At 67.0% G+C, this 25,839-nt stretch carries 25 protein-coding genes and 1 tRNA gene; 19 read left to right on the top strand and 7 right to left on the bottom strand.

What is annotated here, in order from left to right; genetic code table 11:
• Positions 1–205: 205 nt before the first annotated feature.
• Positions 206–2,683: a TonB-dependent receptor plug domain-containing protein gene (locus tag AC1Q5A_RS01990; RefSeq protein WP_492697737.1), complete on the bottom strand. Its 2,478-nt coding sequence runs from the start codon at positions 2,681–2,683 to the stop codon at positions 206–208.
• A gap of 296 nt (positions 2,684–2,979) precedes the next feature.
• Here AC1Q5A_RS01990 and AC1Q5A_RS01985 point away from each other — a divergent pair, with 296 nt between their 5' ends.
• From AC1Q5A_RS01985 to AC1Q5A_RS01895, 19 genes are all read left to right on the top strand, one after another.
• The gene (locus tag AC1Q5A_RS01985; RefSeq protein WP_492697735.1) at positions 2,980–3,285 is read left to right on the top strand and encodes an FmdB family zinc ribbon protein; all 306 of its coding nucleotides are present in this window, start codon (positions 2,980–2,982) and stop codon (positions 3,283–3,285) included.
• A 141-nt stretch (positions 3,286–3,426) separates the two neighbouring features.
• Positions 3,427–4,002 (top strand): DUF3011 domain-containing protein, encoded by a 576-nt coding sequence (locus tag AC1Q5A_RS01980; protein WP_492697734.1) that lies wholly within the window; start codon positions 3,427–3,429, stop codon positions 4,000–4,002.
• 115 nt (positions 4,003–4,117) lie between these two features.
• On the top strand, positions 4,118–5,890 hold the full coding sequence (gene aspS / locus AC1Q5A_RS01975) for an aspartate--tRNA ligase (RefSeq protein ID WP_492697732.1): 1,773 nt from the start codon (positions 4,118–4,120) through the stop codon (positions 5,888–5,890).
• A 77-nt stretch (positions 5,891–5,967) separates the two neighbouring features.
• Positions 5,968–6,603: an alpha/beta fold hydrolase gene (locus AC1Q5A_RS01970; RefSeq protein WP_492697730.1), complete on the top strand. Its 636-nt coding sequence runs from the start codon at positions 5,968–5,970 to the stop codon at positions 6,601–6,603.
• A gap of 97 nt (positions 6,604–6,700) precedes the next feature.
• On the top strand, positions 6,701–7,435 hold the full coding sequence (locus tag AC1Q5A_RS01965; RefSeq protein ID WP_492697728.1) for a YebC/PmpR family DNA-binding transcriptional regulator: 735 nt from the start codon (positions 6,701–6,703) through the stop codon (positions 7,433–7,435).
• Positions 7,436–7,469: 34 nt separating this feature from the next.
• Positions 7,470–7,991, top strand: coding sequence for a crossover junction endodeoxyribonuclease RuvC (ruvC, locus tag AC1Q5A_RS01960; RefSeq protein WP_114340578.1), 522 nt, complete (start codon positions 7,470–7,472; stop codon positions 7,989–7,991).
• Positions 7,992–8,016: 25 nt separating this feature from the next.
• Positions 8,017–8,613 carry a Holliday junction branch migration protein RuvA gene (gene ruvA, locus AC1Q5A_RS01955; RefSeq protein ID WP_492697726.1) on the top strand — a complete coding sequence of 199 codons (597 nt, stop codon included), beginning with the start codon at positions 8,017–8,019 and terminating at the stop codon, positions 8,611–8,613.
• A 2-nt stretch (positions 8,614–8,615) separates the two neighbouring features.
• Entirely contained in the window at positions 8,616–10,517 is a 1,902-nt protein-coding gene (locus AC1Q5A_RS01950) for a potassium transporter Kup (protein WP_492697724.1), read from the top strand.
• A gap of 213 nt (positions 10,518–10,730) precedes the next feature.
• Entirely contained in the window at positions 10,731–11,780 is a 1,050-nt protein-coding gene (gene ruvB / locus AC1Q5A_RS01945; protein ID WP_492697722.1) for a Holliday junction branch migration DNA helicase RuvB, read from the top strand.
• A complete protein-coding gene (ybgC, locus tag AC1Q5A_RS01940; protein WP_492697720.1) occupies positions 11,773–12,192 on the top strand; it encodes a tol-pal system-associated acyl-CoA thioesterase in 420 nt (139 codons plus the stop codon). Before ruvB ends, ybgC begins: the two co-directional genes overlap by 8 nt.
• A gap of 36 nt (positions 12,193–12,228) precedes the next feature.
• On the top strand, positions 12,229–12,915 hold the full coding sequence (gene tolQ / locus AC1Q5A_RS01935) for a protein TolQ (protein WP_492697718.1): 687 nt from the start codon (positions 12,229–12,231) through the stop codon (positions 12,913–12,915).
• Between the two features lie 13 nt (positions 12,916–12,928).
• Positions 12,929–13,393, top strand: coding sequence for a protein TolR (gene tolR, locus AC1Q5A_RS01930; RefSeq protein ID WP_114340573.1), 465 nt, complete (start codon positions 12,929–12,931; stop codon positions 13,391–13,393).
• The gene (tolA, locus tag AC1Q5A_RS01925) at positions 13,380–14,324 is read left to right on the top strand and encodes a cell envelope integrity protein TolA (RefSeq protein WP_492697716.1); all 945 of its coding nucleotides are present in this window, start codon (positions 13,380–13,382) and stop codon (positions 14,322–14,324) included. The genes tolR and tolA overlap by 14 nt, the downstream gene beginning before the upstream one ends.
• Positions 14,324–15,652: a Tol-Pal system beta propeller repeat protein TolB gene (gene tolB, locus AC1Q5A_RS01920; RefSeq protein WP_492698101.1), complete on the top strand. Its 1,329-nt coding sequence runs from the start codon at positions 14,324–14,326 to the stop codon at positions 15,650–15,652. The genes tolA and tolB overlap by 1 nt, the downstream gene beginning before the upstream one ends.
• A gap of 250 nt (positions 15,653–15,902) precedes the next feature.
• A complete protein-coding gene (pal, locus tag AC1Q5A_RS01915; RefSeq protein WP_492697714.1) occupies positions 15,903–16,409 on the top strand; it encodes a peptidoglycan-associated lipoprotein Pal in 507 nt (168 codons plus the stop codon).
• A complete protein-coding gene (ybgF, locus tag AC1Q5A_RS01910; RefSeq protein WP_492697712.1) occupies positions 16,409–17,245 on the top strand; it encodes a tol-pal system protein YbgF in 837 nt (278 codons plus the stop codon). The genes pal and ybgF overlap by 1 nt, the downstream gene beginning before the upstream one ends.
• Positions 17,246–17,257: 12 nt before the next feature.
• Positions 17,258–17,950: a 7-carboxy-7-deazaguanine synthase QueE gene (gene queE, locus AC1Q5A_RS01905; protein WP_492697710.1), complete on the top strand. Its 693-nt coding sequence runs from the start codon at positions 17,258–17,260 to the stop codon at positions 17,948–17,950.
• A gap of 103 nt (positions 17,951–18,053) precedes the next feature.
• Entirely contained in the window at positions 18,054–18,740 is a 687-nt protein-coding gene (gene queC / locus AC1Q5A_RS01900; protein WP_492697708.1) for a 7-cyano-7-deazaguanine synthase QueC, read from the top strand.
• 70 nt (positions 18,741–18,810) lie between these two features.
• Positions 18,811–18,886: transfer RNA gene (locus AC1Q5A_RS01895), tRNA-Lys, on the top strand.
• A 123-nt stretch (positions 18,887–19,009) separates the two neighbouring features.
• On the opposite strand, the gene AC1Q5A_RS01890 is transcribed toward AC1Q5A_RS01895, so the two are convergent.
• The 6 genes from AC1Q5A_RS01890 to AC1Q5A_RS01865 are packed head-to-tail and all read right to left on the bottom strand — an operon-like array spanning position 19,010 to position 25,557.
• The gene (locus AC1Q5A_RS01890; RefSeq protein WP_492697706.1) at positions 19,010–22,330 is read right to left on the bottom strand and encodes a pilus assembly protein; all 3,321 of its coding nucleotides are present in this window, start codon (positions 22,328–22,330) and stop codon (positions 19,010–19,012) included.
• A 30-nt stretch (positions 22,331–22,360) separates the two neighbouring features.
• Positions 22,361–22,915 carry a pilus assembly PilX family protein gene (locus tag AC1Q5A_RS01885; RefSeq protein WP_492697704.1) on the bottom strand — a complete coding sequence of 185 codons (555 nt, stop codon included), beginning with the start codon at positions 22,913–22,915 and terminating at the stop codon, positions 22,361–22,363.
• A complete protein-coding gene (locus tag AC1Q5A_RS01880) occupies positions 22,915–23,997 on the bottom strand; it encodes a PilW family protein (RefSeq protein WP_492697702.1) in 1,083 nt (360 codons plus the stop codon). The genes AC1Q5A_RS01885 and AC1Q5A_RS01880 overlap by 1 nt, the downstream gene beginning before the upstream one ends.
• Before the next feature lie 26 nt (positions 23,998–24,023).
• Positions 24,024–24,578 carry a type IV pilus modification protein PilV gene (gene pilV, locus AC1Q5A_RS01875; RefSeq protein ID WP_492697700.1) on the bottom strand — a complete coding sequence of 185 codons (555 nt, stop codon included), beginning with the start codon at positions 24,576–24,578 and terminating at the stop codon, positions 24,024–24,026.
• Between the two features lie 10 nt (positions 24,579–24,588).
• Positions 24,589–25,062: a GspH/FimT family pseudopilin gene (locus AC1Q5A_RS01870; protein WP_492697698.1), complete on the bottom strand. Its 474-nt coding sequence runs from the start codon at positions 25,060–25,062 to the stop codon at positions 24,589–24,591.
• Positions 25,063–25,065: 3 nt separating this feature from the next.
• A complete protein-coding gene (locus AC1Q5A_RS01865) occupies positions 25,066–25,557 on the bottom strand; it encodes a type IV pilin protein (RefSeq protein ID WP_492697696.1) in 492 nt (163 codons plus the stop codon).
• Positions 25,558–25,839 lie beyond the last annotated feature (282 nt).

The following is a 25,839-nucleotide window of genomic DNA, read 5'->3' as shown; positions in this document are numbered from 1 at the left end:
ACGCCCCCCCCCCCCCCCCCCCCCCCCCCCCCCCCCCCCCCCCCCCCCCCCCCCCCCGGCCCGGTTGGCGCCACCAGTGAAATCCGTCTATGGGAGTGCGGCGTGGCAGAGAAAATATCGGTCCCGACCGTCATCTGCCCGGCGATGCCCACAAGAAGAAGCCCCGGCATGTGGCCGGGGCTTCGGGGGCTTGCGGTGCGGCCGCTTACCAGCGATAGGCCACCTTGCCGTAGACGTAGGCGCCGTTGTAGCCGAACGGCGAGAAGGTGGAGTACGGCAGGGTGCCGTGGTTGTTGTTGTTGGGGATGTTCTTGTCGGGGTGGGTATTCAGCACGTTGTCCGCGCCCAGCGTGAAGGTCCAGCCCTGCCAGCGGTAGTTGCCCGCCAGGTCGAGGATCCACTTGGGGCTGAAGGTCTGGTCGACGATGCCTCGCGCCGGGTTGTAGCTGGCCAGGCTGCTCACGTAGCTGGTGTAGCTCCCGTAGCGGGTGAACGTGCCGACGAAGCCCCAGTTGCCGATGTCGTATTGCTCGCCGAGGATCAGCTTGCTGCGCGGCGAGGAGTTGGCCAGGTAGCCCTTGATGTCCTGGCGGTTGAGGCGCGTGAAGCTGACGCCGAGGTTGCCCAGCACCGCCGGATTGGGTTTGACGCTGGTGACCTCGTTCTGGTTGTAGTTCGCGCTCAGCGTGGTGGTCAGGGTGCCGGCGCTGCCCAGGTCGGCGAGGTAGGTGCCCACGAAGTCGACGCCACGGGTACGCGTGTTGGCGGCATTGGTGAAGTAGCTGACGCTGCTGTAGTCGAGGTTGCCGATGCCGTTGGCCGCCAGGTAGCTGACCACCGACGGGGTGGTGGTGGAGATGGCGCCCGACAGCGCGATGCGGTTGCGGATATTGATCTGGTACAGGTCCAGGCTCAGGTTGAGCGCGTCGATCGGGTTCCACACCGCGCCCAGGGTGAAGTTCTTCGACTTCTCCGGCTTCAGCGCTTCGGCGCCCAGCAGGGTGGCGATCGGGCTGCCCACCGGCACCAGGCCGCGGTTGTAGATGCCGGCGGGGAGGCCGGGCAGGGCGCCGGCGCCGTAGAACAGCGACGAGATCTGCGAGAAGTACTCCTGCCCCAGCGATGGCGCACGGAAGCCGGTGGACGCGCTGCCGCGCAGGGCGAAGCGGTCGGTGAAGTCGTAGCGCGCGGACAGCGCGCCGGAGGTGGTGCTGCCGAAGTCGGAGTAGTCCTCATGGCGCACCGCCAGCGAGGTGCCGAGCTTGTCGGTGAGGTTGGTCTCGAAGTCGAGGTATTCGGCCACGTCGTGACGGGCGGCGTTCACCGCGTTGGCGGGCTGCCAGCCGGCGAAGCCCTGCGCGCCGCCGGACTTGCCCGAGGTGCCCACGTACCAGGAGGGCAGGTCGCCCGCCACGATGCTGTAGGTCTGGCGCAGGTACTCGGTGCCGAAGGCCACCGTGAGGGGGTTGGGCAGCCAGGCGGGACGGAAATCCTTGGCGACGTCGATGTCGAAGGATTGCTGCTTGGCTTTCAGGATGCCGTCGCGGAACCTGGTCGGCGTGCTGCCGAAGTCGTGCAGGTAGGCGTAGTTCAGGCTGTTGAACGTCTCGTAGCGGACGCGGTTGCCGCCGTAGTTGCCGCTCACGTCCCAGCGCCAGCCGTCGACGGTGCCGCGCAGGCCGGCCACCAGCGATGCATCCCGGGAGTCCGCGTTTTCCAGCGGCAGGAAGCCGTTGGGGTAGACGCCGGCGATGAGCGGGTTGTTCGGGGTCGGCGCGTTGGTGCCGTAGCGGAAGAACGCGGGCGAGGTGCTGTTGCGCTTGCCGAAATGGCCGAAGGCGTAGAACTCCACGTCGGGGGCGATGGCGTACTGCGCATTGAGCAACAGGTTGTTGCTGTGCACCGTGGGATCGCCCTGGCGGAAATTGACGCCGAGCGCCGCCCATGCCGGCGAGCGGTTGTCCGGGCCGGCGCGGTTGGTGTGGTCCTCGTTGCCGCTTTCCAGCGCGAAGCGCAGCCAGCCGCGGTCGCCGCTCAGCGGAATGCCGAAGTTGGCCGAGCCCTGCCACTGGCGGCCGTCGCCGGCCGAATACTGGCCGCCGCTCAACGTCACCTCGCCGCCGGCGGCGCCCTTCTTGAGGATGACGTTGATCACGCCGGCGATGGCGTCGGAGCCGTACTGCGCCGAGGCGCCGTCACGCAGCACCTCGATGTGGTCGATGGCCGACAGCGGGATCGTGTTGAGATCCACCGGCTGCGAGCCGCGGCCGATCACGCCGTTGTTGAGCAGGATGGCGCCCGGGTGCCAGCGCTTGCCGTTGACCAGCACCAGCACCTGGTCGGGGGAGAGGCCGCGCAACTGCGCGGGGCGCTGGGTGTCGGCGGTATCGGCGGCCGCGGGGCGTGGGAAGTTCAGAGAGGGAATGATGCGCGCCAGCGCGGTCGGCAGGTCGGTGGTGCCGGTCTGCTGCAGCACTTTGGCCGAGACCACGTCGATCGGCGTCAGCGAACTGCTTTCGGTGCGGCTGTCGGAACGGGTGCCGGTGACGATTACCGCGCTGAGGTTCTTGGCCTTGGCCGGCGCGGGTTGGGCGGCCTCCTGCGCGGCGACGTTGCCGGCCAGGGCCAGCATCACCGCAGCAGGAAGCCATGCCAGGACGGTCTGGCTGGAACGTTTGCTCATGGTAACTCTCCGGATTCATCGACTGCTGCGTCGCAGCAATCACTGCAGACTAGTGGTGTGGCATTTCCCCGTCAATAGACGTATAGACGTCCAATTGACAAATCGTCGAAAGTGTTTTTCCCGGACAGGCACGAAGGTTTCGCATGGACTGGCGACCGTCGTGTTTGCCCACGGTCCACAGGCTACTACTGCGCCAACGCGCGCCACCATGCGTCGTCGGACACGTTGAAATCCGCGCGGACACCCCGATAATGACCTGTTGCCGGCCCACGACGGCCGGCGTGTCCGGAGTTTCCATGCCCATCTACGAATTCGAATGCGGCAGTTGCGGCCATCGCTTCGACCGCCTGCAGAAGTTGTCCGATACCGATCCCGTCGTCTGTCCCGCCTGCGATGCCCCCCACCTGCGACGGATGGTCAGCGCGCCGTCGTTCCGACTGGCCGGCAGCGGCTGGTACGAGACCGATTTCAAGAAGAACGGCGAGAAGAAGCACAACCTCGCCGGCGACGGCGGCCAGTCCGGCGGCACCGCCACGGCTGCTCCGGCGCCCGCACCGGTCGCCGCGCCCGCGCCCGGTGGCTCCGGGGACAGCGCCAGCTGAACCGGCGGAGCGCTCGGCCGGTTCCCGCATTCCGACGCGGGATATGCTGATCCCGAAGATGCCGGCAGTGGTGCCGGGTCCGGCGGGGATCGAGGAGGCGGGGCGATGGGTGCAATCGGCGGATCGGCGGGTGGGATCATCATGGCCGGACTCGTGGGCGGCCTGCTCGGGATCGCGCCGCCGGTCCGGGCGCAGTCGGATGCGCCGGTGCGTTGCGTGAGCAGCGATGGCCATTACTCGCGCTGCGCCGTGCCATGGCCATACGTCGAGCTGTACAAGCAGGAGTCGAAAGCCGACTGCATCCGCGGCCGGAGCTGGGGCATGGATGGCTATACGCTGTGGGTCGATCGCGGTTGCCGGGGGCTGTTCGGTCCGGCCGACCGCGGCGGTTATGGCGATCGTTACGACAACCGTTACGACAACCGCAATGGCGATCGTTACGACGACGATGACCGCGACCGCGGTCGTGGCTACGGAGATGAGGGCGGCTGGTGGCCCGGCCCAGGCTGGAATCGCCGGATCGATCTGCAGTGCGACAGCAACAAGAAGAAGTACCAGATGTGCCAGGTCGACGTGGGCCGCAACGGCAGCGTACGGCTGGGGCGGCAGCTTTCCGATGCCCGCTGCACCGAGGGCTACAGCTGGGGCTGGAACCGCGCCGGCGTGTGGGTGGCGCATGGCTGCCGCGGCGAGTTCCTGGTCGACCGGCGCTGGTAGGCCCGGATCCGGGGCGGTCGGCGGCGGTGCTGCGGCGGCCCGCTGTGCCGCGGTGGTAAACTTCGCAGCCTTTTCCACGCCTGAAGTCGCCGCGGCGACGCCGGAGTTCCAACGCATGCGCACGCATTACTGCGGCCTCATCGACGAGTCGCTGATCGGCCGGACCGTCACTCTGTGCGGCTGGGTCAACAAGATCCGCCTGCAGGCCCATGTGGCGTTCGTCGATCTGCGCGACCACGAGGGACTGGCCCAGGTGGTGGTCGAGCGCGACAACGCCGCCGCGTTCGCCGTTGCCGGCGAGATCGGCAACGAGTACTGCCTGCGCGTCACCGGCACGATCCGCCCGCGGGTGTCGGTCAACGACAAGCTGAAGACCGGCACCGTCGAGTTGCTGGCCGATACGGTCGAGGTGCTCAACGCCGCGAAGGACCTGCCGTTCGCGCTGCACGAGAACCCGAACGAGGACCTGCGGATGACCTACCGCTACCTCGACCTGCGTCGCCCGGAAATGCAGGCGATGATGAGGAAGCGTATCCGGCTGGTGCAGGCGCTGCGCCGCTATCTCGACGCACGCGGCTTCCAGGATGTCGAGACGCCGATCCTGACCAAGGCCACGCCCGAGGGCGCGCGCGACTACCTGGTGCCCAGCCGCGTGCATCCGGGCCATTTCTACGCGCTGCCGCAGTCGCCGCAACTGTTCAAGCAGATCCTGATGGTGGCCGGCTTCGACCGTTACTACCAGATCGCCCGCTGCTTCCGCGACGAGGACCTGCGCGCCGACCGCCAGCCGGAGTTCACCCAGCTCGACCTGGAGTTCGCCTTCGTCGAGGAAAAGGACGTGCAGGATTTCGTGGAGGAGCTGATCCGCCACGTGTTCAAGGAAGTGCAGGGCATCGAGCTCGACGCCGCGTTCCCGCGCATGACCTGGGCCGAGGCGATGCGCCGCTTCGGTTCGGACAAGCCCGACCTGCGCATCGCGCTGGAGCTAGTCGACGTGGCCGAATCGCTGAAGCACGTCGAGTTCAAGGTGTTCGCCGAGCCGGCCAACGACCCTGCCGGCCGCGTCGCCGCGCTGCGCGTGCCCCGCGGCAGCACGCTGTCGCGCAAGGACATCGACGGCCTGGCGGAATACGCCGCGCGTTACGGCGCGAAGGGGCTGGCCTGGCTCAAGGTCGAGGATCTGGCCAAGGGGCGCGAGGGGATCAATTCGCCGGTGGCGAAGTTCCTCGACGACGCGGCGCTGGACGGCGTGCTGAAGGCCACCGCCGCGCAGACTGGCGACATCGTGTTCTTCGGCGCCGGTGCGTGGAAAACCGTCACCGACTTCATGGGCGCGCTGCGGCTGAAGGTCGGCAAGGACCGCGGCCTGGTCGAGGACAGCTGGAAGCCGCTGTGGGTCACCGACTTCCCGATGTTCGAGTACGACGCCGAGGAACAGCGCTTCGTGGCCCTGCATCATCCGTTCACCGCGCCGAAGGTGGATGATGCCGCCCAGCTGCGCGCCGATCCGCACAACGCGGTCAGCCGCGGCTACGACATGGTGTTGAACGGCAACGAGATCGGCGGCGGTTCGATCCGCATCCACCGGCCGGAGATGCAGAGCACGGTGTTCGAGCTGCTCGGCATCGGCGCAGAGGAGGCCGAGATGAAGTTCGGCTTCCTGCTGAAGGCGCTGAAATTCGGCGCGCCGCCGCACGGCGGCCTGGCGTTCGGCATCGACCGCATCGCCGCGCTGTTGGCCGGCACCGAGTCGATCCGCGACGTGATCGCCTTCCCCAAGACCACCAGCGCGCAGGACCTGATGACCGATGCGCCGTCGCCGATCGCCGCGGTGCAGCTGAAGGAGCTGCACGTGCAGGTGCTGGATGGCGCGGCGGCAGGCACCTGAGCCTGCCGCCGCGCCCGGGCGATGCCGTGCCGGGCGCGCCTGTCGTTTTCTTCGCCACCCGTCGGATGTGATCCGCCATGTCTGACCATGTGATCCTGCTGCACGGCCTGTGGATGCGCGGCTTCGCGCTGTCCATGCTGCACCGCCGGCTGATGGAGGCGGGCTTTCGCGTGCATCGCTTCGACTACCTCAGCGTGGCGGCCACCCAGCAGCGCATCCTCGACCGGTTGCAGGCGCGGATGGCCGCGCTGGCCGGGGCGGCCGATGCCGTGCACCTGGTCGGGCACAGCCTCGGCGGCCTGCTCGCGCTGCGCGTCTGCCTCGGCGGTGCAGCGCCGCCAGGGCGCATCGTCTGCCTCGGTTCGCCACTGAAGGGGAGTGCCGCCGCGCGCGGGTTTGCCGCGTGGGGGCGGGGCGGCGAAGTCTTGCTGGGGCACAACCGCGAGCTGCTGGAGCAGGGCTTCGAGCGCTGGGACGGCAGCCGCGAGGTGGGCGTGATCGCCGGCCGCCTGCCGCTGGGCCTGGGCGCGGTGCTGGGCCATCTCGAGGGCGAGCACGACGGCACCGTGGCGGTGGCGGAAACCCGCCTGCCGGGCCTGACCGACCATTGCGTGGTGGAGGTCAGCCATACCGGCCTGCTGTTTTCGCCGGAGGTGGCCCGGCGCGCGGCGGAATTCCTGCGCCACGGCCGGTTTCCGCCTGCCGCGCACTGAGGCGTCTTGTCGCGGCACGGCGGGGGCGGCGGCCGGCACGGTAGTGGAATTCGGGTAAAATCGCCGGCTTGTCCAATCGCCGCGTGCAGGAATCGCCATGGGTAGAGGCCCGTCCATCGAAGGTCGCAAGAACGCCGAAGACGCCAAGCGCGCCAAGGTGTTCACCAAGCTGATCCGCGAGATCACGGTGGCCACCCGCGCCGGCGTCGCCGATCCGGCCGGCAACCCGCGCCTGCGCGCGGCAGTGGACAAGGCGCTGTCGGCGAACATGACCAAGGACACCATCGAGCGCGCGATCAAGCGCGGCTCCGGCGCCGATGGCGGCGCCGACATGCAGGAACTGCGCTACGAGGGCTACGGCCCGGCCGGCATCGCGCTGATCATCGAATGCTTCACCGACAACCCCACCCGCACCGTGGCCGACGTGCGCCACGCGCTGGCCAAGCACGGCGGCAACCTCGGCACCTCCGGCTCGGTGGCGTTCCAGTTCACCCGTTGCGGCGAACTGGTGTTCGCCACCGGCGGCGACGCGGCGGCCGAGGAAAAGGTGCTGGAAGCGGCGCTGGAAGCCGGCGCCGACGACGTGCTCAACGAGCATGGCGAGAGCATCGTGCTGTGCTCGCCGGAGAACTTCGAGACGGTGCAGCAGGCACTGATCGACGCGCGCCTGGCCGCGCAGCACGCCGGCGTGGTGATGCGCCCGAACAACCGCGTCGAAGTGCCGGCCGAGGCGCTGGAGTCGCTGCTGGACCTGCTTGAGCGGCTCGACGCGCTGGACGACGTGAGCGAGGTGTCGCACAACGCCTTGCTGCCCTCCGAGGCTGTCGAGTAAGCCGCAGGCCGCGTGCCTCCGCATCGAACCCGTGATGACCCGCATCATCGGCATCGACCCCGGTAGCCAGCGCACCGGCGTAGGCATCATCGACGTGGACGGCGCGGGCAAGCTCGTGCACGTGTTCCACGGCGCGCTGGCGGTGGCCGGTGAGGCCTCGTTCCCGTTGCGCCTGAAACGCATCTTTGACGAACTGTGTGACATCATCGCGACCCACCAGCCGGCCGAGTGCGGAATCGAGCGCGTATTCATGGCGCGCAATCCGGATTCGGCGTTGAAGCTCGGGCAGGCGCGTGGCGCCGCCATCTGCGCGGTGGTCAGTCAGGGGATCGTGGTGCACGAATATGCGGCAACCGAAGTGAAGCAGTCCGTGGTCGGCAGCGGCCGCGGCGACAAGGCCCAGGTACAGCACATGATCGGCGTGCTGCTCGGCCTCAAGGGGCCGCTGCAGGCCGATGCCGCCGACGCGCTGGCGGTGGCGGTGACCCATGCGCACACCCGCGCCAGTCTGGCCCGCGTCGGCATACCGCGCACGGCCTGGAGGCGTCGCCGATGATGATGAAGACAAGGGGACACCGCCGGTGATCGGACGTTTGCGCGGCATCCTGATAAGCAAGCAGCCGCCGTCGCTGCTGGTCGAAGTGGGGGGCGTCGGCTACGAAGTCGAGGCGCCGATGTCGACGATCTACGACTTGCCCGGCATCGGCAAGGAAGTGGTCCTGCTCACCCATCACGCCGTGAAGGAAGACAGCGTCGCGCTGTACGGCTTTCTGCACGAGAGCGAGCGCACGCTGTTCCGCAATCTGCTCAAGGTCAGCGGGATCGGCGCGAAGATCGCGCTGGCGGTGCTCTCCGGCGTGTCCACCGAGCACTTCGCGCGGCTGGTGCAGGCCGGCGACGTGGTCGCGCTGACCAAGATCCCCGGCATCGGCAAGAAGACCGCGGAGCGCATCGTGGTGGAGCTGCGCGACCGCGTGGACGGCCTGTCCGCCATGCCGGGCGCCGCGCCGCGCACGGCTGGTGCGCCGCTGGACGCCGCCGGCGAAGCCGCCGTGGCCTTGCAGCAGCTGGGTTACAAGCCGGCCGAGGTGACGCGGCTGGTGCAGAAGGTTGCTGCCGATGGCGACGGCGCCGAGGCCATCATCCGCAAGGCGCTGCGCGCCGCGCTCGGAGCTTGATCGTGAGCCATCAGACTGTTCAATCCCTCACCCCCGCGGAGAACCGGCGCCGATTGCGGGCGCTGGCGCTCGGCGCGATCGGCGTGGTGTTCGGCGATATCGGCACCAGTCCGCTGTACACCATGAAGGAAACCCTGGGCACGCACGGCATGACGCCGACGCCGTCGGCGGTGCTGGGCGTGCTGTCGCTGGTGTTCTGGGCGCTGATCGTGGTGGTGTCGCTGAAATACGTCACCTTCGTGATGCGCGCGGACAACAAGGGCGAGGGCGGCATCATGGCGCTGATGGCGCTGGCGCAGCGCTCGATGAGCGGCTCGGCGCGCGCGCGCTGGGTGCTGGCCGGCTTCGGCATCTTCGGCGCCGCGCTGTTCTACGGTGACGGCGTGATCACCCCGGCGATTTCGGTGCTTGGCGCGGTCGAGGGCCTCGGCGTCGCCGCGCCGGGGCTGGACAAGTACGTGGTGTGGATCGCGCTGGCGATCCTGCTGGTCATGTTCGCCGTGCAGCGGCATGGCACGCATAGCGTGGGGAGGGCATTCGCCCCGGTGATGGCGCTGTGGTTCGTGGTGCTGGCGGTGCTTGGCGTGCGCCAGATCATCATTAATCCGCAGGTGCTGTACGCGGTCAACCCGCTGCACGCGATACGCTTCTTCATCAACCATGGCAACACCTCGTTCATCGCGCTCGGCGGCGTGGTGCTGGCGCTGACCGGCGCCGAGGCGCTGTACGCCGACATGGGCCATTTCGGCAAGAAGCCGATCCGGATGGCCTGGTTCTTCTTCGTGCTGCCGGCGCTGCTGCTGAACTACTTCGGCCAGGGCGCGCTGCTGCTGGGCAATCCGCGCGCGATCGAGAGTCCGTTCTACCTGCTGGTGCCCGAGCCACTGCTGTACCCGATGATCGTGCTCGCCGCTGCGGCCGCGGTGATCGCGTCGCAGGCGGTGATCTCCGGCGCCTTCTCGATGACCCGCGAGGCGATGACGCTGGGCTACTCGCCGCGGCTGGCGGTGGTGCACACCTCGCGCGAGATGTCCGGGCAAATATTTGTACCGTGGGTCAACCGCATGCTGATGGTGCTGGTGATCCTGGCGGTGCTCGGCTTCCGCAGCTCCGACAACCTTGGCGCGGCCTACGGCATCGCGGTGACCGGCACGATGACCGTGACCACGGCGCTGGCGCTGGTGGTGGCGCGCAAGCGCTGGCACTGGAGCTGGTTCACGGTGGCGCTGGTCGGCGTGCTGTTCCTGATCATCGACCTCTCGTTCTTCGGCGCCAACCTGCTGAAGGTGGCGCACGGCGGCTGGTTCCCGCTGGTGCTGGGCGTGGTGCTGTTCAGCGTGATGACCACCTGGCGCCGCGGCCGCGAACTGGTGATGCGCGAGATCAAGCAGGGCGGCCTGGCGCTGGCGCCGTTCATCGAGAACATCGCCGAGCACCCGCCGCTGCGCGTGCCGGGCACGGCGATCTTCCTCACCGCGAACCAGCACGCCGTGCCGCATGCGCTGCTGCACAACCTCAAGCACAACAAGGTGCTGCACGAGCGCAACGTGTTGCTGACGGTGGAGACGCTGGAAACCCCGGTGGCCGAGGTCCATGAGCGCATCGAGATCACCCCGATGGGCGGCAACTTCTTCGGGCTGGAGCTGCGCTTCGGTTTCGCCGAGGATCCGAACATCCCGCTGGCCCTGTCGCAGTGTTCGCGTGAGGGCCTCGGTTTCGACATGATGGATACCACTTTCTTCCTGTCGCGCGAGACCATCGTGGCCGACGCCCGCCGTCCCGGCATGGCGCTGTGGCGCGACAAGCTGTTCGCATTCATGGCACGCAACGCGCTGCCGGCCACCGCGTTCTTCCAGATCCCCGGCAACCGGCTGATCGAGCTGGGCGCGCAGGTGGAGATCTGATCCGCGCAGCGGATCAGATCTCCACCGCGGCCCACGGATGGGCCGCACGCAGGCCGGTCGCGGACGCGATCGGCCTGCGGAGCCCCGGTCGGGCGAAGCCCGACCGGGGCGAGCCAAAGAAGTGCAGGAAAGCACTTCTTTGACTCATGGGCACGGGCGCTCCTGCTGTCGATTTCAGCCCCAATCAAGCGTCCAAGCCGTCATAATCCCCTCATGACCGACCACCGCATCATCACCGCCGCCGCCCAGCTCGACGACGAGGCGCTGGAAGCCACCATCCGGCCGAAGCGGTTGGATGAGTACCTGGGCCAGCAGGCGGTGCGCGAGCAGCTGTCGATCTACATCGAGGCCGCCCGCAAGCGGGGCGGGGCGCTGGACCACGTGCTGGTGTTCGGGCCGCCGGGTCTGGGCAAGACCACGCTCAGCCACGTGATCGCGAACGAACTGGGCGTCAACCTGCGCTCCACCTCCGGCCCGGTGCTGGAACGCGCCGGCGACCTGGCCGCGCTGCTGACCAACCTGGAGGCGAACGACGTGCTGTTCGTCGACGAGATCCATCGCCTGTCGCCGCTGGTCGAGGAAGTGCTGTACCCGGCGATGGAGGATTTCCAGATCGACATCATGATCGGCGAGGGCCCCGCCGCGCGCTCGATCAAGCTGGATCTGCCGCCGTTCACCCTGATCGGCGCCACCACCCGCGCCGGCATGCTCACCGCACCGCTGCGCGACCGCTTCGGCATCGTGCAGCGGCTGGAGTTCTATACCGCTGACGAGCTCACCGCGATCGTGCGTCGTGCCGCGCGCATCCTGGGCATTGCCTGTGCGCCGGAAGGGGCGCAGGAGATCGCCCGCCGCTCGCGCGGCACGCCGCGCATCGCCAACCGCCTGCTGCGCCGGGTGCGCGACTACGCCGAGGTGCGCGCCGGCGGCGAAATCACCCTGGCCGCGGCACAGGCCGCGCTGGACATGCTGAAGATCGACCCGCAGGGTTTCGACGAACTGGATCGGCGCCTGCTCGGCCTGATCATCGAGAACTTCGACGGCGGTCCGGTCGGGGTGGAGTCGCTGGCCGCTGCGCTCAGCGAGGACCGCGGCACGCTGGAGGACGTGGTCGAGCCGTACCTGATCCAGCAGGGCTACCTGATCCGCACCGCCCGCGGCCGCATGGTCAGCGCCAGGGGCTGGCGCCACCTGGGGCTGACCCCGCCGCGGCGGCAGGCGCAGCCCGCCGACCTGTTCGACGCCGGAACCGACGATGCCTGAAGCTGCCCCGAAGCCGCCCTTCCACTGGAAAGTGCGGGTCTACTGGGAAGACACCGACGCCGGCGGTGTGGTCTACCACGCCGGCTACCTGCGTTTCATGGAGCGCGCCCGCAGCGAGTGGTTGCGCGCGCTCGGCGTCGACCAGATGGCATTCAAGCAGGCCACCGGGCTGGCCTTCATGGTGCGCGACATGCACATCGACTTCCTCGGACCCGCCCTGCTGGATGATGAACTGTCGGTAACGGTCGAAGTCAAAGAACGGCGCGCAGCCAGTATCCTGTTCACCCAGACGATCACGAAGAACGACGGCAGCTGCCTGATCCGCGCAAGCGTCCGGGTGGCCTGCGTCGATCTCCAGCGCATGCGGCCGGCGCCGATTCCGGCCGATCTGATCCCGCAACACGCACCTTAAGACAACCCAATTCGACTGGCGGAGAACCTGCAGGCAATGAACGGTGGACTGAACATTTTCACGCTGATCGCGGATTCGAGCCTGCCAGTGAAACTGGTGCTGCTGGTGCTGCTGGTGTTCTCGTTCCTGTCCTGGGTGATCATCATCCGCAAGTATTCGCAGACCAAGGCGGCGATGGAGAACGCCGAGGAATTCGAGGAGCGCTTCTGGTCCGGCGGCGACCTGGCCCAGCTGTTCCGCGAGGTCAGCAACCGCAACGGCGGCACCGGCGGCATCGAGAACATCTTCGAGTCAGGCTTCCGCGAATTCGCCCGCCAGCGGCAACGCAAGACCCACGACACGCGCAGCGTCATCGAGGGCTCCGAGCGCGCCATGCAGGTGGCTGGCACGCGCGAGATCGGCCTGCTCGAGCGCAACCTGGAATTCCTCGCCAACGTCGGCTCGATCAGCCCGTACGTGGGCCTGTTCGGCACGGTGTGGGGCATCATGGGTGCGTTTCAGGGCCTGGGCGAGATGAAGGACGTGACCATCGCGGTGGTCGCGCCGCACATCTCCGAGGCACTGATCGCCACCGCGATGGGCCTGTTCGCGGCGATCCCGGCGCAGTGGGCGTACAACCGCTACGCCACCAAGGTCGAGCGCATCGCCTCGCGCTACGACGTGTTCCAGGAAGAGTTCTCCTCGGTGCTGCAGCGGCAGATCCAGACCGACGACGTCGCCTGAGCGGAGAGCAGCCATGCGAACCTCCGGGCGCCAGCGGCGCTACAAGCTCAAATCCGAAATCAACGTGGTGCCGTACATCGACGTGATGCTGGTGCTGCTGATCATCTTCATGGTCACCACGCCGATGATGAACTCCAGCGTCGACGTGCAGCTGCCGCAGGCCAACGCCAAATCGCTGCAGCAGAAGAAGGATCCGGTGCTGGTCTCGGTGCTGCAGGACGGCCAGCTCTACCTGACCCTGAGCGGGGCGAAGAAGGAGCTGGTCGACGAGGACGCGCTCAAGCTCAAGGTGGGCGCCTTCGTGCGCGAAAATCCCGAGGTCAGCGTGCTGGTGGGCGGTGACGAGCGCGGCAGCTACGGCGGCGTGTTCAAGGTGCTGGCCGACCTGCAGCAGGCTGGCGTGGCCAAGGTCGGCCTGATGGGCCAGCCAGGCGAACCGGCCGGCCAGGGCAAGAGCACCTCCGATGGACGAAAGTAAGGCGACGCCGAGGGCGGTCGTACTTTCCGCCATCCTGCACATCGGCATCGTGGGGTTCCTGTTCCTCGCGGTGCTGCCGTGCTCGACCTACGAGAGCGTGTTCGACGCGCTGCACCTGCCGGCGTGGATGAACCCGATCACCTGCTCGAAGCCGCTGGAACTGCAGGGGCAGGTGATCGAGGCCACCCTGATCGGCCCCACCGGCAGCCCGCCGCCGAAGGCGGTGAAGGTCAAGCCGGTACCCGATTCGACGCCGCCGCCACCGACGGTACCCCCGCCGACGCCGCCCAAGATCGAGGCGCCGGAGGTGAAGACCCTGCCGCCGCCGCCCAAGCAGCCGGACCTCAAGGACCAGGAGCGGGTGGTGGAGGAGGCTGCGCTGAAGGCCGAGGAAGCGAAGCAGCTGCAGGAGGAGAAGCAGCGTCAGCGGCAGGCCGAGCTGGATGCGCAGGCGGTCAAGCAGAAGCAGGAAAAGCAGAAGCAGATCGACGACCTGCTGGCGAAGATGGATGCGGCGGCGCAGCAGACGCGCAAGCTCGACAGCAAGGCCAGGCAGGCCAAGCAGCAGATGGAGGATCTGAAGAACGCCCAGGACAACGGTGCCCCCGACCTGCCCAACGCGGCGCAGCGCCAGACCGGCAACAACAGCCAGAACAGCAACCTCGCCGACGAATATGCAGCGGCCATTCAGAATGCGGTCACGCCGAACTGGTTAAGGCCGGATAACATACCGACTGTTCCGTGCCAGGTGCACATCGTGCAATCGCCCGGTGGTGACGTCATGAGCGCTACCGTCGATTCCAGCTGTCCGTACGACGACGCCGGCCGGCGTTCGGTCGAAAATGCGGTATTGCGCACCAAGACCTTGCCGTACAAGGGTTTCGAAAGCGTGTTCCAGCGCAACCTCACCTTCACTTTCAGGCCGCAATGATCAAGACCATGCGCAAATTCAGCTCAAGCCTTGCCGTCATCCTGCTGGCCGCGGTGGCGTTGTTCGCCGGGCCGGCCACCGCCCAGTCGCTGAACGTCGACATCGTCGGCGGCGTCAAGACCGCCACCCCGATCGTGGTGGTGCCGTTCGCGCAGGCCGGCGGCGCGCCGCTGTCGACCGACGTCGCCGACGTGATGCGCAACGATTTCAACCGCTCCGGCAAGTTCCGCTCGCTGGCCAAGAGCGACATCGTGGAGTTCCCGTCCAAGGGTTCGGACATCAAGTTCGCCACCTGGCGCCTGCTGAAGCAGGACTACATCGTGGTCGGCAACATCACCGAGGCCGGCAACGGCATGGTGCAGGTCGAGTACGAACTGTGGGACGTCAACAAGCAGCAGAGCCTGCTGCACCAGCAGATGCCGCCGGCGCCGGCGGGCGACCTGCGTGGCGTGGCGCACCAGATCGCGGACATCATCTACGAGAAGATCACCGGCGTGCGGGGCGCGTTCTGGACGCGCATCGCGTATATCACCGCAGTGGGCCTGGGCAACCACACCACCTATTCGCTGATCGTGGCCGACTCCGATGGCTACAACCCGCAGGTGGTGGCGCGTTCGAAGGAGTCGCTGCTGACGCCGGCCTGGTCGCCGGACGGCCGCAAGCTCGCCTACGTCTCGTTCGAGAGCGGCAATTCGTCGATCTACGTGCAGGACATCACCACCGGCTCGCGCCAACTGGTGGAATCCCACCCCCGGGGCATCAACGGTGCGCCGGCGTGGTCGCCGGACGGCAGCAAGCTGGCGGTGGCGCTGTCCTACGTCGGCAACCTGGAGCTGTTCGTGCTGGATCTGGCCAGCCGCCACGAGACCCGGCTGACCAACAGCCTGTCGATCGATACCGAGCCGGTCTGGGCGCCCGACGGCAAGAGCATCTATTTCACCTCCGACCGTTCCGGCCGGCCGCAGATCTACCAGATCCCGGCCAGCGGCGGCACGCCGCAGCGGATCAGCTTCCAGGGGCAGAGCAACCTGAATGCTGACGTCAGCTACGACGGCAAGCAGATCGCCATGGTGCAGGGCAACGGGAACGTGTATCGTATCGCCATCATGGATCGCAGCCTGGGTGACCAGGTGCGGTTCCTCTCGCCGGGCCCGATCGACGAGTCCCCGAGTTTTGCACCGAATGCCAGCATGCTGCTGTATGCCGCTACCGAAGGACGTCGCGGCGTGCTGTATGCCGTATCGGCTGACGGCATGGTTCGCCAGCGCCTCGTGCTTTCCGACGGCGACGTGCGCGAACCGGCCTGGGGACCATACCGGCAACGCTGATTTTCCAGGCTGCTGCGCGAAAGTGCGGCAGCCTGATGCCCAGGGAATGGGCCCGAACGGTGCCGCGAGGCGCGTTTCGGTTTCCGGCTATGGCGCCTTGCCGCGTCGAAAGCCAGTCAGGGCGACCGTGCAGAGTCACGCACAATCGACCTTTCAAGTGTCAGAATAACAGCCGGTTAACCGGCGACAGCTGTCCCGTTATCCCCGATCGTCATCGTTAGTCGGAACTCAACCCGTAAGGAACGTCACCATGAATAAGACCGTTCGCGTCGCCCTGGTTGCCCTGCTCTGCGTAGGCGCGGCCGCTTGCTCCAAGAAGCAGGAAGTCAAACCGCAGCCGGCTCCGGAGCAGACCGCCCCGACCCAGGCTCCCGCCTCTGACGGCAAGTACACCCCCGCCGACCTCGACACCGATGCCTGCCTGCGTCAGCGCGTCGTGTACTTCGATTTCGACAAGACCGAGATCAAGCCGGAGTTCCAGCAGATCATGGCGTGCCACGCCAAGTACCTGCGCGATCGCCCGACCTCGCACATCCGTCTGGAAGGCAACGCCGACGAGCGCGGCTCGCGCGAGTACAACCTGGGCCTCGGCGAGCGTCGCGGCAACGCCGTCTCCGAAGCGCTGCAGGGCAATGGCGGCCAGGCCAGCCAGCTGGAAGTGATCAGCTATGGCAAGGAAAAGCCGGTGTGCCGTGAGCACAACGAGGATTGCTGGAGCAAGAACCGCCGCGTCGAGATCGTCTACACGGCGCAGTAATGATGAAGCGACTGGCTAACAGCTTTGCAGCCAGGTTCAGCATGGCGGGCGCAATCGCGTCCGCCATGCTGTTCGCGTTCCCGGCCTTCGCGCAGGACTCGCGGCTGAGCCTCGCCGATCGCGTCGCGCGGCTGGAACAGCAGGCACAGAACAAGGACCAGTCCGGCACCGGCATGGTCAACCAGATGCAGCAGTTGCAGGCACAGGTGCAGCAGCTGCAGGGACAGATCGAGGAGCTGCAGCACCAGTTGCAGACGCTCGAGGACAAGAACAAGGCCCAATACACCGATCTCGACGCCCGGTTGGGACGCATCGAGGGTGCTGGTGCCGGCGCCGCCGCAGCGGCAGCAGGCGGCAACCCACAAGCCCAGGCGGCCGGCAAGCCGGCTGCCGCGGCACAGCCGGCTCCGGCGGGTGGCAATCAGGGCGCGGGCGCGGCCGACCCCGCGGCGGCCCAGGCGACCTACGACGTGGCCTTCAAGGCGATCCGTGCGGGCAACTACGTCGAGGCGTCGCGCGATTTCCGCAGCTTCATCCAGCAATACCCGAACCATGCGCTGGCGCCGAACGCGCTGTACTGGCTCGGCGAATCCTACTACGCCACCACCAACTACCCGGTCGCGCTGGAATCGTTCCAGCGGCTGCTCAGCCAGTTTCCGCAGAGCGAGAAGGCGCCCGATGCGCTGCTCAAGGTCGGCTACAGCCAGCTTGAGCTGAAGCAGACCGCAGCGGCCAGGACCACGCTGACCCAGGTCACCGCCAAGTATCCCGGCACCAAGGTGGCCAGCCTGGCCCAGGAACGCCTGCAGCGCCTGCAACTGCAGTCGGGCAACTGAGCGGCGGGCGGTATGAGCGGCCATGACGCGCGCGAGGCGTCCGGTACGCCTGCGGCGACGGTGGTCGAGCGCTTGCGCATCACCGAGATCTTCCACTCGATCCAGGGCGAGGCCGACGCGATCGGCTGGCGCACCGTGTTCGTGCGCCTCACCGGCTGCCCCTTGCGCTGCGTCTGGTGCGATACCGAATATTCGTTCTACGGCGGCAACTGGCATGCGATCGACGATATCCTCGCCGAGGTCGCCACGCACGGCGCGAAACACGTCTGCGTGACCGGCGGCGAGCCGCTGGCGCAGAAGCGCTGCCTGATCCTGCTGCGCAAGTTGTGTGATGCCGGCTACGAGGTGTCGCTCGAAACCTCCGGCGCGCTGGATGTCTCCGCGGTCGATCCGCGCGTGCGCAAGGTGATGGACCTGAAGGCGCCGGATTCGGGCGAGAGCGGCCGCAACCTGTGGTCGAACCTCGACCACCTGCTGCCGCACGACCAGATCAAGATCGTCATCGCCAGTCGTGCCGACTACGAATGGGCACGCGCGATGCTGGCCGGGCATGTGCTGGCGGATCGCTGCATGGTGCTGTTCTCGCCGGTACATGGTGCGGTGGAGCCGCATGATCTGGCCGAGTGGATCATCGCCGACAAGCTGCCCGTGCGCTTCCAGCTGCAGCTGCACAAGCTGTTGTGGAACGACGCAGCGGGAAGGTAACCAGTGCATGTTGCCGCGAGCGACAGGAAAATCCGCGCGCCGGCCGGTGTCGCCGACGGCGCCTTCCGGCCGGTGACCGGCCGTACCCGTGTGGATGCAAACCATGTCTGACCATTCTCCCCGCAAGGCCGTCGTGCTCGTCTCCGGCGGCATGGATTCGGCCGTCACCATCGCGCTGGCGCGCGAACAGGGTTATCAGGTGCACGCGCTGAGCGTGGCCTACGGCCAGCGCCACCGCTCGGAGCTGGACGCATCCGACCGCGTGGCGAGGATGCTCGGCGCGGTCGAGCACAAGACCGTCGGCGTCGACCTGCGCAGCATCGGCGGCTCCGCGCTGACCGCCGACATCGACGTGCCGCTGGACTCTGCCGACGGCGGCAACATCCCGGTGACCTACGTACCGGCGCGCAACACTATCATGCTGTCGATCGCGCTGGGCTGGGCCGAGGTGCTCGGCTCCAGCGACATCTGGTGCGGCGTCAACGCGGTCGACTACTCGGGCTACCCGGATTGCCGCCCCGCCTTCATCGAGGCCTTCGAGAAGCTGGCCAACGTCGCTACCAAGGCCGGCGTGGAAGGCGCCGGCATCCGTATCCATGCACCGCTGATGCGTATGAGCAAGGCCGACATCGCGCGCGAGGGTCAGCGCCTGGGCGTGGATTTCTCGGCCACGGTGAGCTGCTACCAGGCCGACGACGGTGGCCGCGCCTGCGGCCATTGCGATGCCTGTCGGCTGCGCGCGCAAGGTTTCCGCGAGGCCGGTCTGGTCGATCCCACGCGTTACGCCTGAAGGTCCGGCACGCTTGCTTGTGCCGCTGCTGCCCAGCCCGTAAAATTGTCCGCTTGAGTTTTGCAATGATGGGTCGTTAGCTCAGTTGGTAGAGCAGTAGACTTTTAATCTATTGGTCCCGGGTTCGAGTCCCGGACGACCCACCAGTTTCAGAGCGCCCCCTGGGCGCTTTTTTTTTGGTTCTTCGTGGCATATCTGGCGAGGCGCACCCAAAGAAAACGGCTGCCGGGGTTGCCGGCAGCCGCAGAGGAACCTGCTTTGCCGAACGATTACTTCAGGCCCTCGGTGAACCAGTAGGTGCGCTTGCGCTTGCCGGTGTTGGGCGGGGTGACTTTGTTGGCACCCAGCGCCGAAGTGTTGTTGCCGCCACCCGTTCCGGTCTGGTTGCCGCCGCCGATCAGGACGGGGGTATACACGCCGCTGCCGGGGGTGACTTCGACCAGGCCGAATACCGGCGAGGGCGGCAGGCCGCCGCCGTCGAAGACGATGTAGCCGTTGCTGTTCTGGCCCGCGCCGGTCAGGAAGTTGATCGCGTAGCCGCGCGCGATGCCCAGGTTCGGGTAGCACATGCTGGGATTCAGCTTCGGATCGACCGGCGTATTGGTGCCGAAGTAGGTGTAGCCGGCCACCGACAGCGGCGCATTCACCGCCTTCTCGCCGGAGTGGGTCAGGGTGACATAGAACCCCGACGTGGTACTGGTGGAGGAATAGGGCGCGGTCGTTCCAGCGGCGGCGCCGGTCTCGTCGGTGAGCATGGATTGGGTGATCGTGGCCCAGCCGCTGGCCACGCTGGTGCCGGTGTTGGTGTCCTTCAGCATGTAGAAGCGGTTGACCACGCAGGAGGATGCGTTCGACGCCAGGGGATGCTCGCGGTCGCCGCTGGCCGCCACCACCGCGTCGAAGCTGGGAGTCGGCGTGACATCTGGAGGATAGAAGAACTTGCGCGCGCCGGTGGGGTTGCTGGCGCAGGCGTTGCTGGTGCCGGTGCCGGTGGTGCTAAGGCTGGCAAGCTTGGTCACCTTCCAGTTGGCGGGGGAAGTGTCGTCGACGTCGACGCGCCAGATATTGCCGCCGAGATCGCCGGTATAGAGGCGGTCGGTGTAGCCGTCGCCGTTGCGATCAAGCAGGGTGATGTCGGACGGGATCGCATAGGTCATGCCGGGTACCGCAGCCGTGCAGCCGGATGGGCAGGCGCTCCACACCGTGCTGCCGTTGAAGGCATCCAGCACCACGATCGCGCGGCCCATGGTGTCGGCGGTGGCCACCGGATCCGTATCCTCGGCGGTGTCATAGCCGCCGCCCATGACGACCACGGGGATGGGATTACCACTCAGGTCCGTGTGACCCTTGACGAGGGCCAGCTTGGGTTGCGACCAGGTCTGGCCGAGTTCGGGGATGTCGGCGTTGGTCTTGCTCCACAGGAAAACCGGCGGCTTGGTCGGGTTGCTCACGTCGAACGCATAGATCAGCCGGCCGCCACGGCGCGCCGTGACGTAGATGTAGGTCTTCGGGCTGCCGGCTACGCGCAGGTCCTGGTAGACCGTGGTGGTGCCGTCGAAGAAGTAGGGCTTGCCGCTGCCGCTGGCGGAGCCCAGCGTCAGCAGCGGGCTGTTGTTGTACAGGCGCTGGAACCTGCTGAAGAAATCGGGGGCGACGAACGACCACAGTTCGCCACCGGGGCGTACCAGTCGCCCGCTGGCCATCGCGATGACGCCCGGAGAGGTGGCATCCTTGTTGCCGTTGACGGCACGGAAGAAGCCGTCGTTGGAGCCGTAGAAGGCCACGATGCCGATGGAGCCGCCGTAGTTGACCACCGCCGGTCGTGAATGCAGCACGTCGCCATGGATGGAGGGGCGTATGGTGACCGGAGAGCCGGGCCCTGCCGGGCTTTCGGTGCCGGGGCTGCTGGTGTTGTTGTCGGTGCCGCGGATCCAGTTGATCAGGTTGGTGGTGGTGGGCGTCGTGGTCGAGCTGGTGCCGAAGAGGGTGTTGCCGCCCAGCGTGGTGGCATCGAACGTAGGCAACGGTGTGCCGGAGGTGGGGCAGCCGCCCACGCTGGTGCAGGTGTAGATCACCCGCGTCGACTGGTCGGTGAGGTAGTCCGCGCGGATCATTTCGGCCACGCCACCCTTGTCGACGACCTCGCCGTCGGGGGCGTCGAAGGCACCGCCGGAGCCGGTCGGGTGGTTGACCCAGAAGCCGGTGGCCGGCCAGTTCGCGACGATGCTGCTGCTGTAGCCGCTGGCGGTGATGGTGAATGGGCCGTCGCGCGGAGTACCGGTCTGGTGGTCCGCCGTCCAGAAGCTGATCGCGGTGGGCGAAATAAAGCCGGTACCGGCGTTGCTGATCGCCGGGTTGCCCAGCGAGTCGTCCAGCACCACGTTTTTGTTGGCGTCGTAGCCGAGTTGGTACTGCTTGAGGTTGCCCGCCCAGCGCGGCGCGCCGGTGGCGTCCGGGCGGAACATGCCGACGTAGACCTGGTTGAGCGAGGTGCCTTGGGCGTTCACGCTGACCGGCAGGCTCACCGAGGCGAACACGCTGTTGGTCGCCTGTACTTCGGTCAGGATCGCGGTCAGCGCCTTGACCAGGGCGCTCACGTCGCCTGACCTGACGTAGAAGTACTTGCCGCCGCCGTTCGCGGCCATGCTCTTGATCAGGTTGATGTGGTCAGCGCACTTTTGCTGCGTGGCCTCGCAACCATTCGACACGGCGATGGTGTAGGTGATGATGTTCTGCGGGTTGTGCGCGACCGAGGCGGAGATGCCGGAAAGGTCGGACTGGTACATGAACTTCGCCCATTCGTCGCCCCAGTTCTGCTGGTAGCCCGCGGGACTCAGCGGGATCATCGGCGGCGACATGGGGTTGGTGCTGGCGGGGACGCCCATGGCCGTGGCCAGGGTCGATTGTGGCAGCGTGACGCTGTTGGCGGTCTTGGGCGCGTTGCTGTTGCTCACATTGGCCAGGTAGATGATGAAGTTCTTCTGGCACGTGTTGCTGGTTGGCTTGGTGTACGTGGTCCCGGACAGGCCGGTGGTACCGGTGAAGAAAGCCCAGGCCTCCTCCATCGAATCGTCGAGATTGTTCGAGTTGGTGCTGACGGCCGCCGTGCCCGGGCCGGTTCCGCCGCCGGGCGTGCCCGCGATCGCGCTCTGGAACGCGGTGGCGCCGGAGGTATTCAGCAAAGGCAGGGGGCCGGGTGGGGTCGGCACGGGGTTCGGGTAGAAGAACAACCCGCCATTGCCGCCGTTGAACATCATCAGGCCCATGTTGACCTGGCCGTTCAGCGTGCTGCCTGGTGCCCCGATGGAACCGACTATGTTGTAGAGCGCGCACGCCTCGAAGTCATGCGCCTTGGTGGGATTAGTGGCTATCCAGGAGGGACAATTGCTGCCTGCGGCGAGCGTGGTAGATGAGTTGCCGTTCGCCGCGTTGTCCATGATCAGCAGCACGTTCGGCTGCCCGCCATTGACCTGGTTGCCGGTGTACAGGTCGATGTCCTCGCCGCTGGCAAGGCCAGGTAGTGAAAGGGCGGCGGCAATCAGAACAAGGATGCGCAGCCGGTGATTCAGGTAGGTGCGTGCGTGGGGCATGGCGGCTACTCCGCGGGGACGGATGCGAGGTTAGGGGCAGGGCGTGCCGATCGGCACCTGGACGGAGGCGCCCTGGTGCACGGTGACCGCGACGGCGGTGTTGTTCGGATCGGCGACGCTGGACTGGATGTCCCAATCCGTTGCGGAGCACATCGAGGGCGCCGTCGGAGGGGGAGACACCGAGGAGGACGGACCGGGCAGGATCAGGTTGCCGTTGGGGTTGTTCGGCACCTTGCAGACGTCGCCCAGCGGCAGGGATGCATTGGGAATCACCTTGCTGTCGAGGCAGGCGGGGGGCGCGACCTGGGCGGTGAAATCCGTGATGCCGTCGCCGTTGACGTCGACCGGCACGGGGGTGGTGGCGGTGATCGGCACCCGGATGAACGGCTGGCTCATCACCTGCTCGATGCCCTGCTGCGCCACGGTGCCGGCTTCCAGCCGGTATTGCTGGTTGGCGGCGACCTTGGTGTTGATCATGCTCGAGCTGACCATGGAAATGGCGAAGAGCATGAAGATGACCAGGAAGATCAGCGTCATCACCAGGGTGAAGCCGCGCTGCGAAGCGCGGGACGGCGAGGTCTTCATTACTGGTTCTCCCGCACGCCGCCGATGTTCCAGACACGTGCGACGGTGCCATAGACGTGCCGCTTGTAGTGGTCGCCGTAGGGGCCGTTCGCCGCGGCGCGACCCAGGTCGTAGGTGCGGGTGTCGGTCCAGCTGGCGGTTTTGTCGAGATTGCGCGAAAGCAGGTTGACGCGGACGGCGGTGACATTGGCCCAGTTGACGGTGGCCGACGCGGTCCACGGGTAGGCGGCGGCTGCCACCGCCGCAGAGCAGGCCGTCGGTACGGCGCTGGTGTCGGACGGGTTGTCGACGTAGCAGTCCGGCGAGCCGTTGTTGTCGACATCGATGCCGTAGCTGTAGTGCACGTCCTCGATGCCGGTGACCAGCGAGGAGACCTGGATCGCACCGTTCACGAACTCGGCCATCTTCAGCGTCGGCGTGGTATCGGCGCCAGTGCCGCTGCACACGTCGCAGGTGGCTATGTAGTAGCTGCGCTCGACATACTTGCGCAGCTCGGCGGAGCTGCTGGTGCTGCAGGTGCCGCCGGCGACGGCTGCCTTGTTGTGCAGCGTGAAGGCGCTGGCGCTGTTGCTGTAGACCAGCGACACGCTGTCGGTCCCGCAACCGGAACGCTGCAGGTAGTACTCGGTACCGCTGGGCGTGGCGGTGGTGCTGCCTGAGGCGTAGCTGACGGTGAGGACTTCGGCGCCCGTGCGCATGTTAGGAAGGGTGGTTGCCAGGCACGGAGGAACGGTGGCGGCCAGCGCTGGCCCGTAGACCGGGAGCGGGACGGTGAGCGTCGGAGTGGTGCTGAACCCCATCGAGGCGGGCGCTGCGGCGCAGGCATCCGACAGAGCATAGCCGGAGGTGGCCAGCATTGGGCTGGCGCGCCCGTAGAAGCCGGCCATCTCGATATCGCGGGTGATGGACTGCAGGGCGAAGCGGCCGTTCTCGACCTGCTCGGAGGTCTTGTTGAACTCCGTGCGTGCCTTGCTGGTGGAGACGTACAGCGAGCTGAGGCCGGCCAGCAGCGCCAGGCCGATGGCGACGGCGATCATCAGCTCGATCAGGGACATGCCCGCCTGTTGGCGGGCATGCGACATGGGCTGGCCGTGGGCGCGAGGAGTCATCATGTCGTCGTGAGGCTGGCGATCTGGAGCTGGACGCTGATCACGCGCCGCAGGTTGTTGGTATTGCCTAGCGAGGCCTGTCCACACGACAGCTTCGGCGCAACGGTAGGCATCAGGCCCTGCCAGGCGACGCTGACGCGATAGATCTGGTTGGCGGCGTCGACCTGGTCGATGCAGCCCACGGCACCGATCATGGCGCCGACCTTGGAGCTGCCGGAAACCTCGCGGGAACCGAGCAGCGCGCTTTGCCACGCAGTGAGGTCGGCGTTGGCGGTGGCGGACTGGACGGCCGTACCCAGGGCGCAGGAAGGCAGCGGCGTGGTGGCCGTATTGAGTCCGTTGGCGCCGTTCGAATAGCAGGCGGCGACCTGCCGGTTGGCGTTGATGCGCGAGGCCATGTCCTGTACCAGGGTCAGTGCCTGCACCCGCTGGTACGACTCCATCTCGCTGCGCGTGGATTTGGCCATCAGGGTGACGGTGCCGAGCAGGGCGATGGCCGCGATGACCAGCGACACCAGCGCCTCGATCAACATCATGCCGGTCTGGTTCTTCATGTCTGTTTCTTCATGGGCAGGCGACCTGGGTGGACTCGACGCGGCCGGTGGCGCCCACGGTGACGTTGAGGCAGAGCGGCTGCGCGCCGGTCTTGTTGATCGGCGCGATCGCGAACGTGGCCCCCGTGGTGGTCATCCGGCCGTTGCCGTCGAAGCTGAAGCTTCCGCCGGACGGGGTGATCAGGATATTGCCGAGGGCGGGCTGCTTGCGGATGGTCGCGGCGGGGGTGTTCTGGCTGACTACCCAGCCCCGGCCCCAGTCGGTCGGGCTGGTGGCTGTCACGTCGACCGTGGCGTTGCGCTTGATCGCCTCGCTGCGCGCCAGCGCCACCGTGGAGACGATGTCCATCGAGGCGTTCTTGACGCTCTGCGATTGCAGGAACGGCCGCATCGAGGGAATGGCGATCATCAGCAGCACGGCGAAGATGGCCAGGGTGACCAGCATCTCGACCAGCGTGAAGCCGTGGCTACGCGATGTGCGCATGGATCATTTCCAGCAGTTCGTGGCGCTGGTACTGGTCGTCTTGCTGCCGTCGCCGTTGAGGGTGAGCGTGGCGCAGGCCGTGTCGCGGACCTGGGTGCCGATCGGTGTGGCGGTGACGGTGTAGCCCGGCGGCGTGCCGCCGGAGGCGGAACTCGCAGTGGCCACCAGCACGACGTTGTAGTTGGGCGATACCGTGTTCGGCACCGTGTAGCCGAGCGTGCTCAGGTTGCCGGCGAACTGCCGGGAATCGACCATGTAGCGTTCCTGCGCGCTGGCGATCTCCTGCATGACGCTCTCGGCCGCCGAGCGGTTGGAGCGCAGGGTGTATTGGAAATAGCTGGGCACGGCGATGGCGGCAAGGATGGCAATGACTGCCACCGTGATCATCAGCTCGATCAGGGTGAAGCCGTGCGAGAGAGAGACGGATTGCGCCCGGCGCAAGTACGTGCGCGGCGGTGGCGTGAACCGTCGATCGGTGTGGATCGAAGCTGGCATATTCCCCCCTAGGGTTGCCGGCATTGTGTGGGTTGACCGACAAGCCTGTCCGTGTGCTGCATCACGGGCTAACGCCATGCCCCGACCGGAATATGGGATGTTCCCCCAGCAATGTCAATTTGCCGATCCAGCGGCATTTGACGGCGTTGGAGCCCTTTGTGCACGATCTTTTGGATGGCCCCGGAAAGCGGCTTGGCGGCGCCCCGGCGGGAATGCTCCGCATCGCGCAGCGGTTCGCATCGGTTTGCTGATCGTGCGTAATTTTCGGGGCCCACGGCGCCC

Source organism: Rhodanobacter sp. GW835-FHT13D09, assembly GCF_058793995.1.
Note: the sequence above shows the minus strand (reverse complement) of the source record. Positions and strands in the feature narration are given on the sequence as shown.

Coding starts and splice junctions, on each gene's coding strand:
- AC1Q5A_RS01990 (WP_492697737.1), bottom strand. CDS start 2,683: ATGAGCAAACGTTCCAGCCAGACCGTCCTGGCATGGCTTCCTGCTGCG.
- AC1Q5A_RS01985 (WP_492697735.1), top strand. CDS start 2,980: ATGCCCATCTACGAATTCGAATGCGGCAGTTGCGGCCATCGCTTCGAC.
- AC1Q5A_RS01980 (WP_492697734.1), top strand. CDS start 3,427: ATGGCCGGACTCGTGGGCGGCCTGCTCGGGATCGCGCCGCCGGTCCGG.
- aspS (WP_492697732.1), top strand. CDS start 4,118: ATGCGCACGCATTACTGCGGCCTCATCGACGAGTCGCTGATCGGCCGG.
- AC1Q5A_RS01970 (WP_492697730.1), top strand. CDS start 5,968: ATGTCTGACCATGTGATCCTGCTGCACGGCCTGTGGATGCGCGGCTTC.
- AC1Q5A_RS01965 (WP_492697728.1), top strand. CDS start 6,701: ATGGGTAGAGGCCCGTCCATCGAAGGTCGCAAGAACGCCGAAGACGCC.
- ruvC (WP_114340578.1), top strand. CDS start 7,470: ATGACCCGCATCATCGGCATCGACCCCGGTAGCCAGCGCACCGGCGTA.
- ruvB (WP_492697722.1), top strand. CDS start 10,731: ATGACCGACCACCGCATCATCACCGCCGCCGCCCAGCTCGACGACGAG.
- ybgC (WP_492697720.1), top strand. CDS start 11,773: ATGCCTGAAGCTGCCCCGAAGCCGCCCTTCCACTGGAAAGTGCGGGTC.
- tolQ (WP_492697718.1), top strand. CDS start 12,229: ATGAACGGTGGACTGAACATTTTCACGCTGATCGCGGATTCGAGCCTG.
- tolR (WP_114340573.1), top strand. CDS start 12,929: ATGCGAACCTCCGGGCGCCAGCGGCGCTACAAGCTCAAATCCGAAATC.
- tolA (WP_492697716.1), top strand. CDS start 13,380: ATGGACGAAAGTAAGGCGACGCCGAGGGCGGTCGTACTTTCCGCCATC.
- pal (WP_492697714.1), top strand. CDS start 15,903: ATGAATAAGACCGTTCGCGTCGCCCTGGTTGCCCTGCTCTGCGTAGGC.
- ybgF (WP_492697712.1), top strand. CDS start 16,409: ATGATGAAGCGACTGGCTAACAGCTTTGCAGCCAGGTTCAGCATGGCG.
- queE (WP_492697710.1), top strand. CDS start 17,258: ATGAGCGGCCATGACGCGCGCGAGGCGTCCGGTACGCCTGCGGCGACG.
- queC (WP_492697708.1), top strand. CDS start 18,054: ATGTCTGACCATTCTCCCCGCAAGGCCGTCGTGCTCGTCTCCGGCGGC.
- AC1Q5A_RS01890 (WP_492697706.1), bottom strand. CDS start 22,330: ATGCCCCACGCACGCACCTACCTGAATCACCGGCTGCGCATCCTTGTT.
- AC1Q5A_RS01885 (WP_492697704.1), bottom strand. CDS start 22,915: ATGAAGACCTCGCCGTCCCGCGCTTCGCAGCGCGGCTTCACCCTGGTG.
- AC1Q5A_RS01880 (WP_492697702.1), bottom strand. CDS start 23,997: ATGTCGCATGCCCGCCAACAGGCGGGCATGTCCCTGATCGAGCTGATG.
- pilV (WP_492697700.1), bottom strand. CDS start 24,578: ATGAAGAACCAGACCGGCATGATGTTGATCGAGGCGCTGGTGTCGCTG.
- AC1Q5A_RS01870 (WP_492697698.1), bottom strand. CDS start 25,062: ATGCGCACATCGCGTAGCCACGGCTTCACGCTGGTCGAGATGCTGGTC.
- AC1Q5A_RS01865 (WP_492697696.1), bottom strand. CDS start 25,557: ATGCCAGCTTCGATCCACACCGATCGACGGTTCACGCCACCGCCGCGC.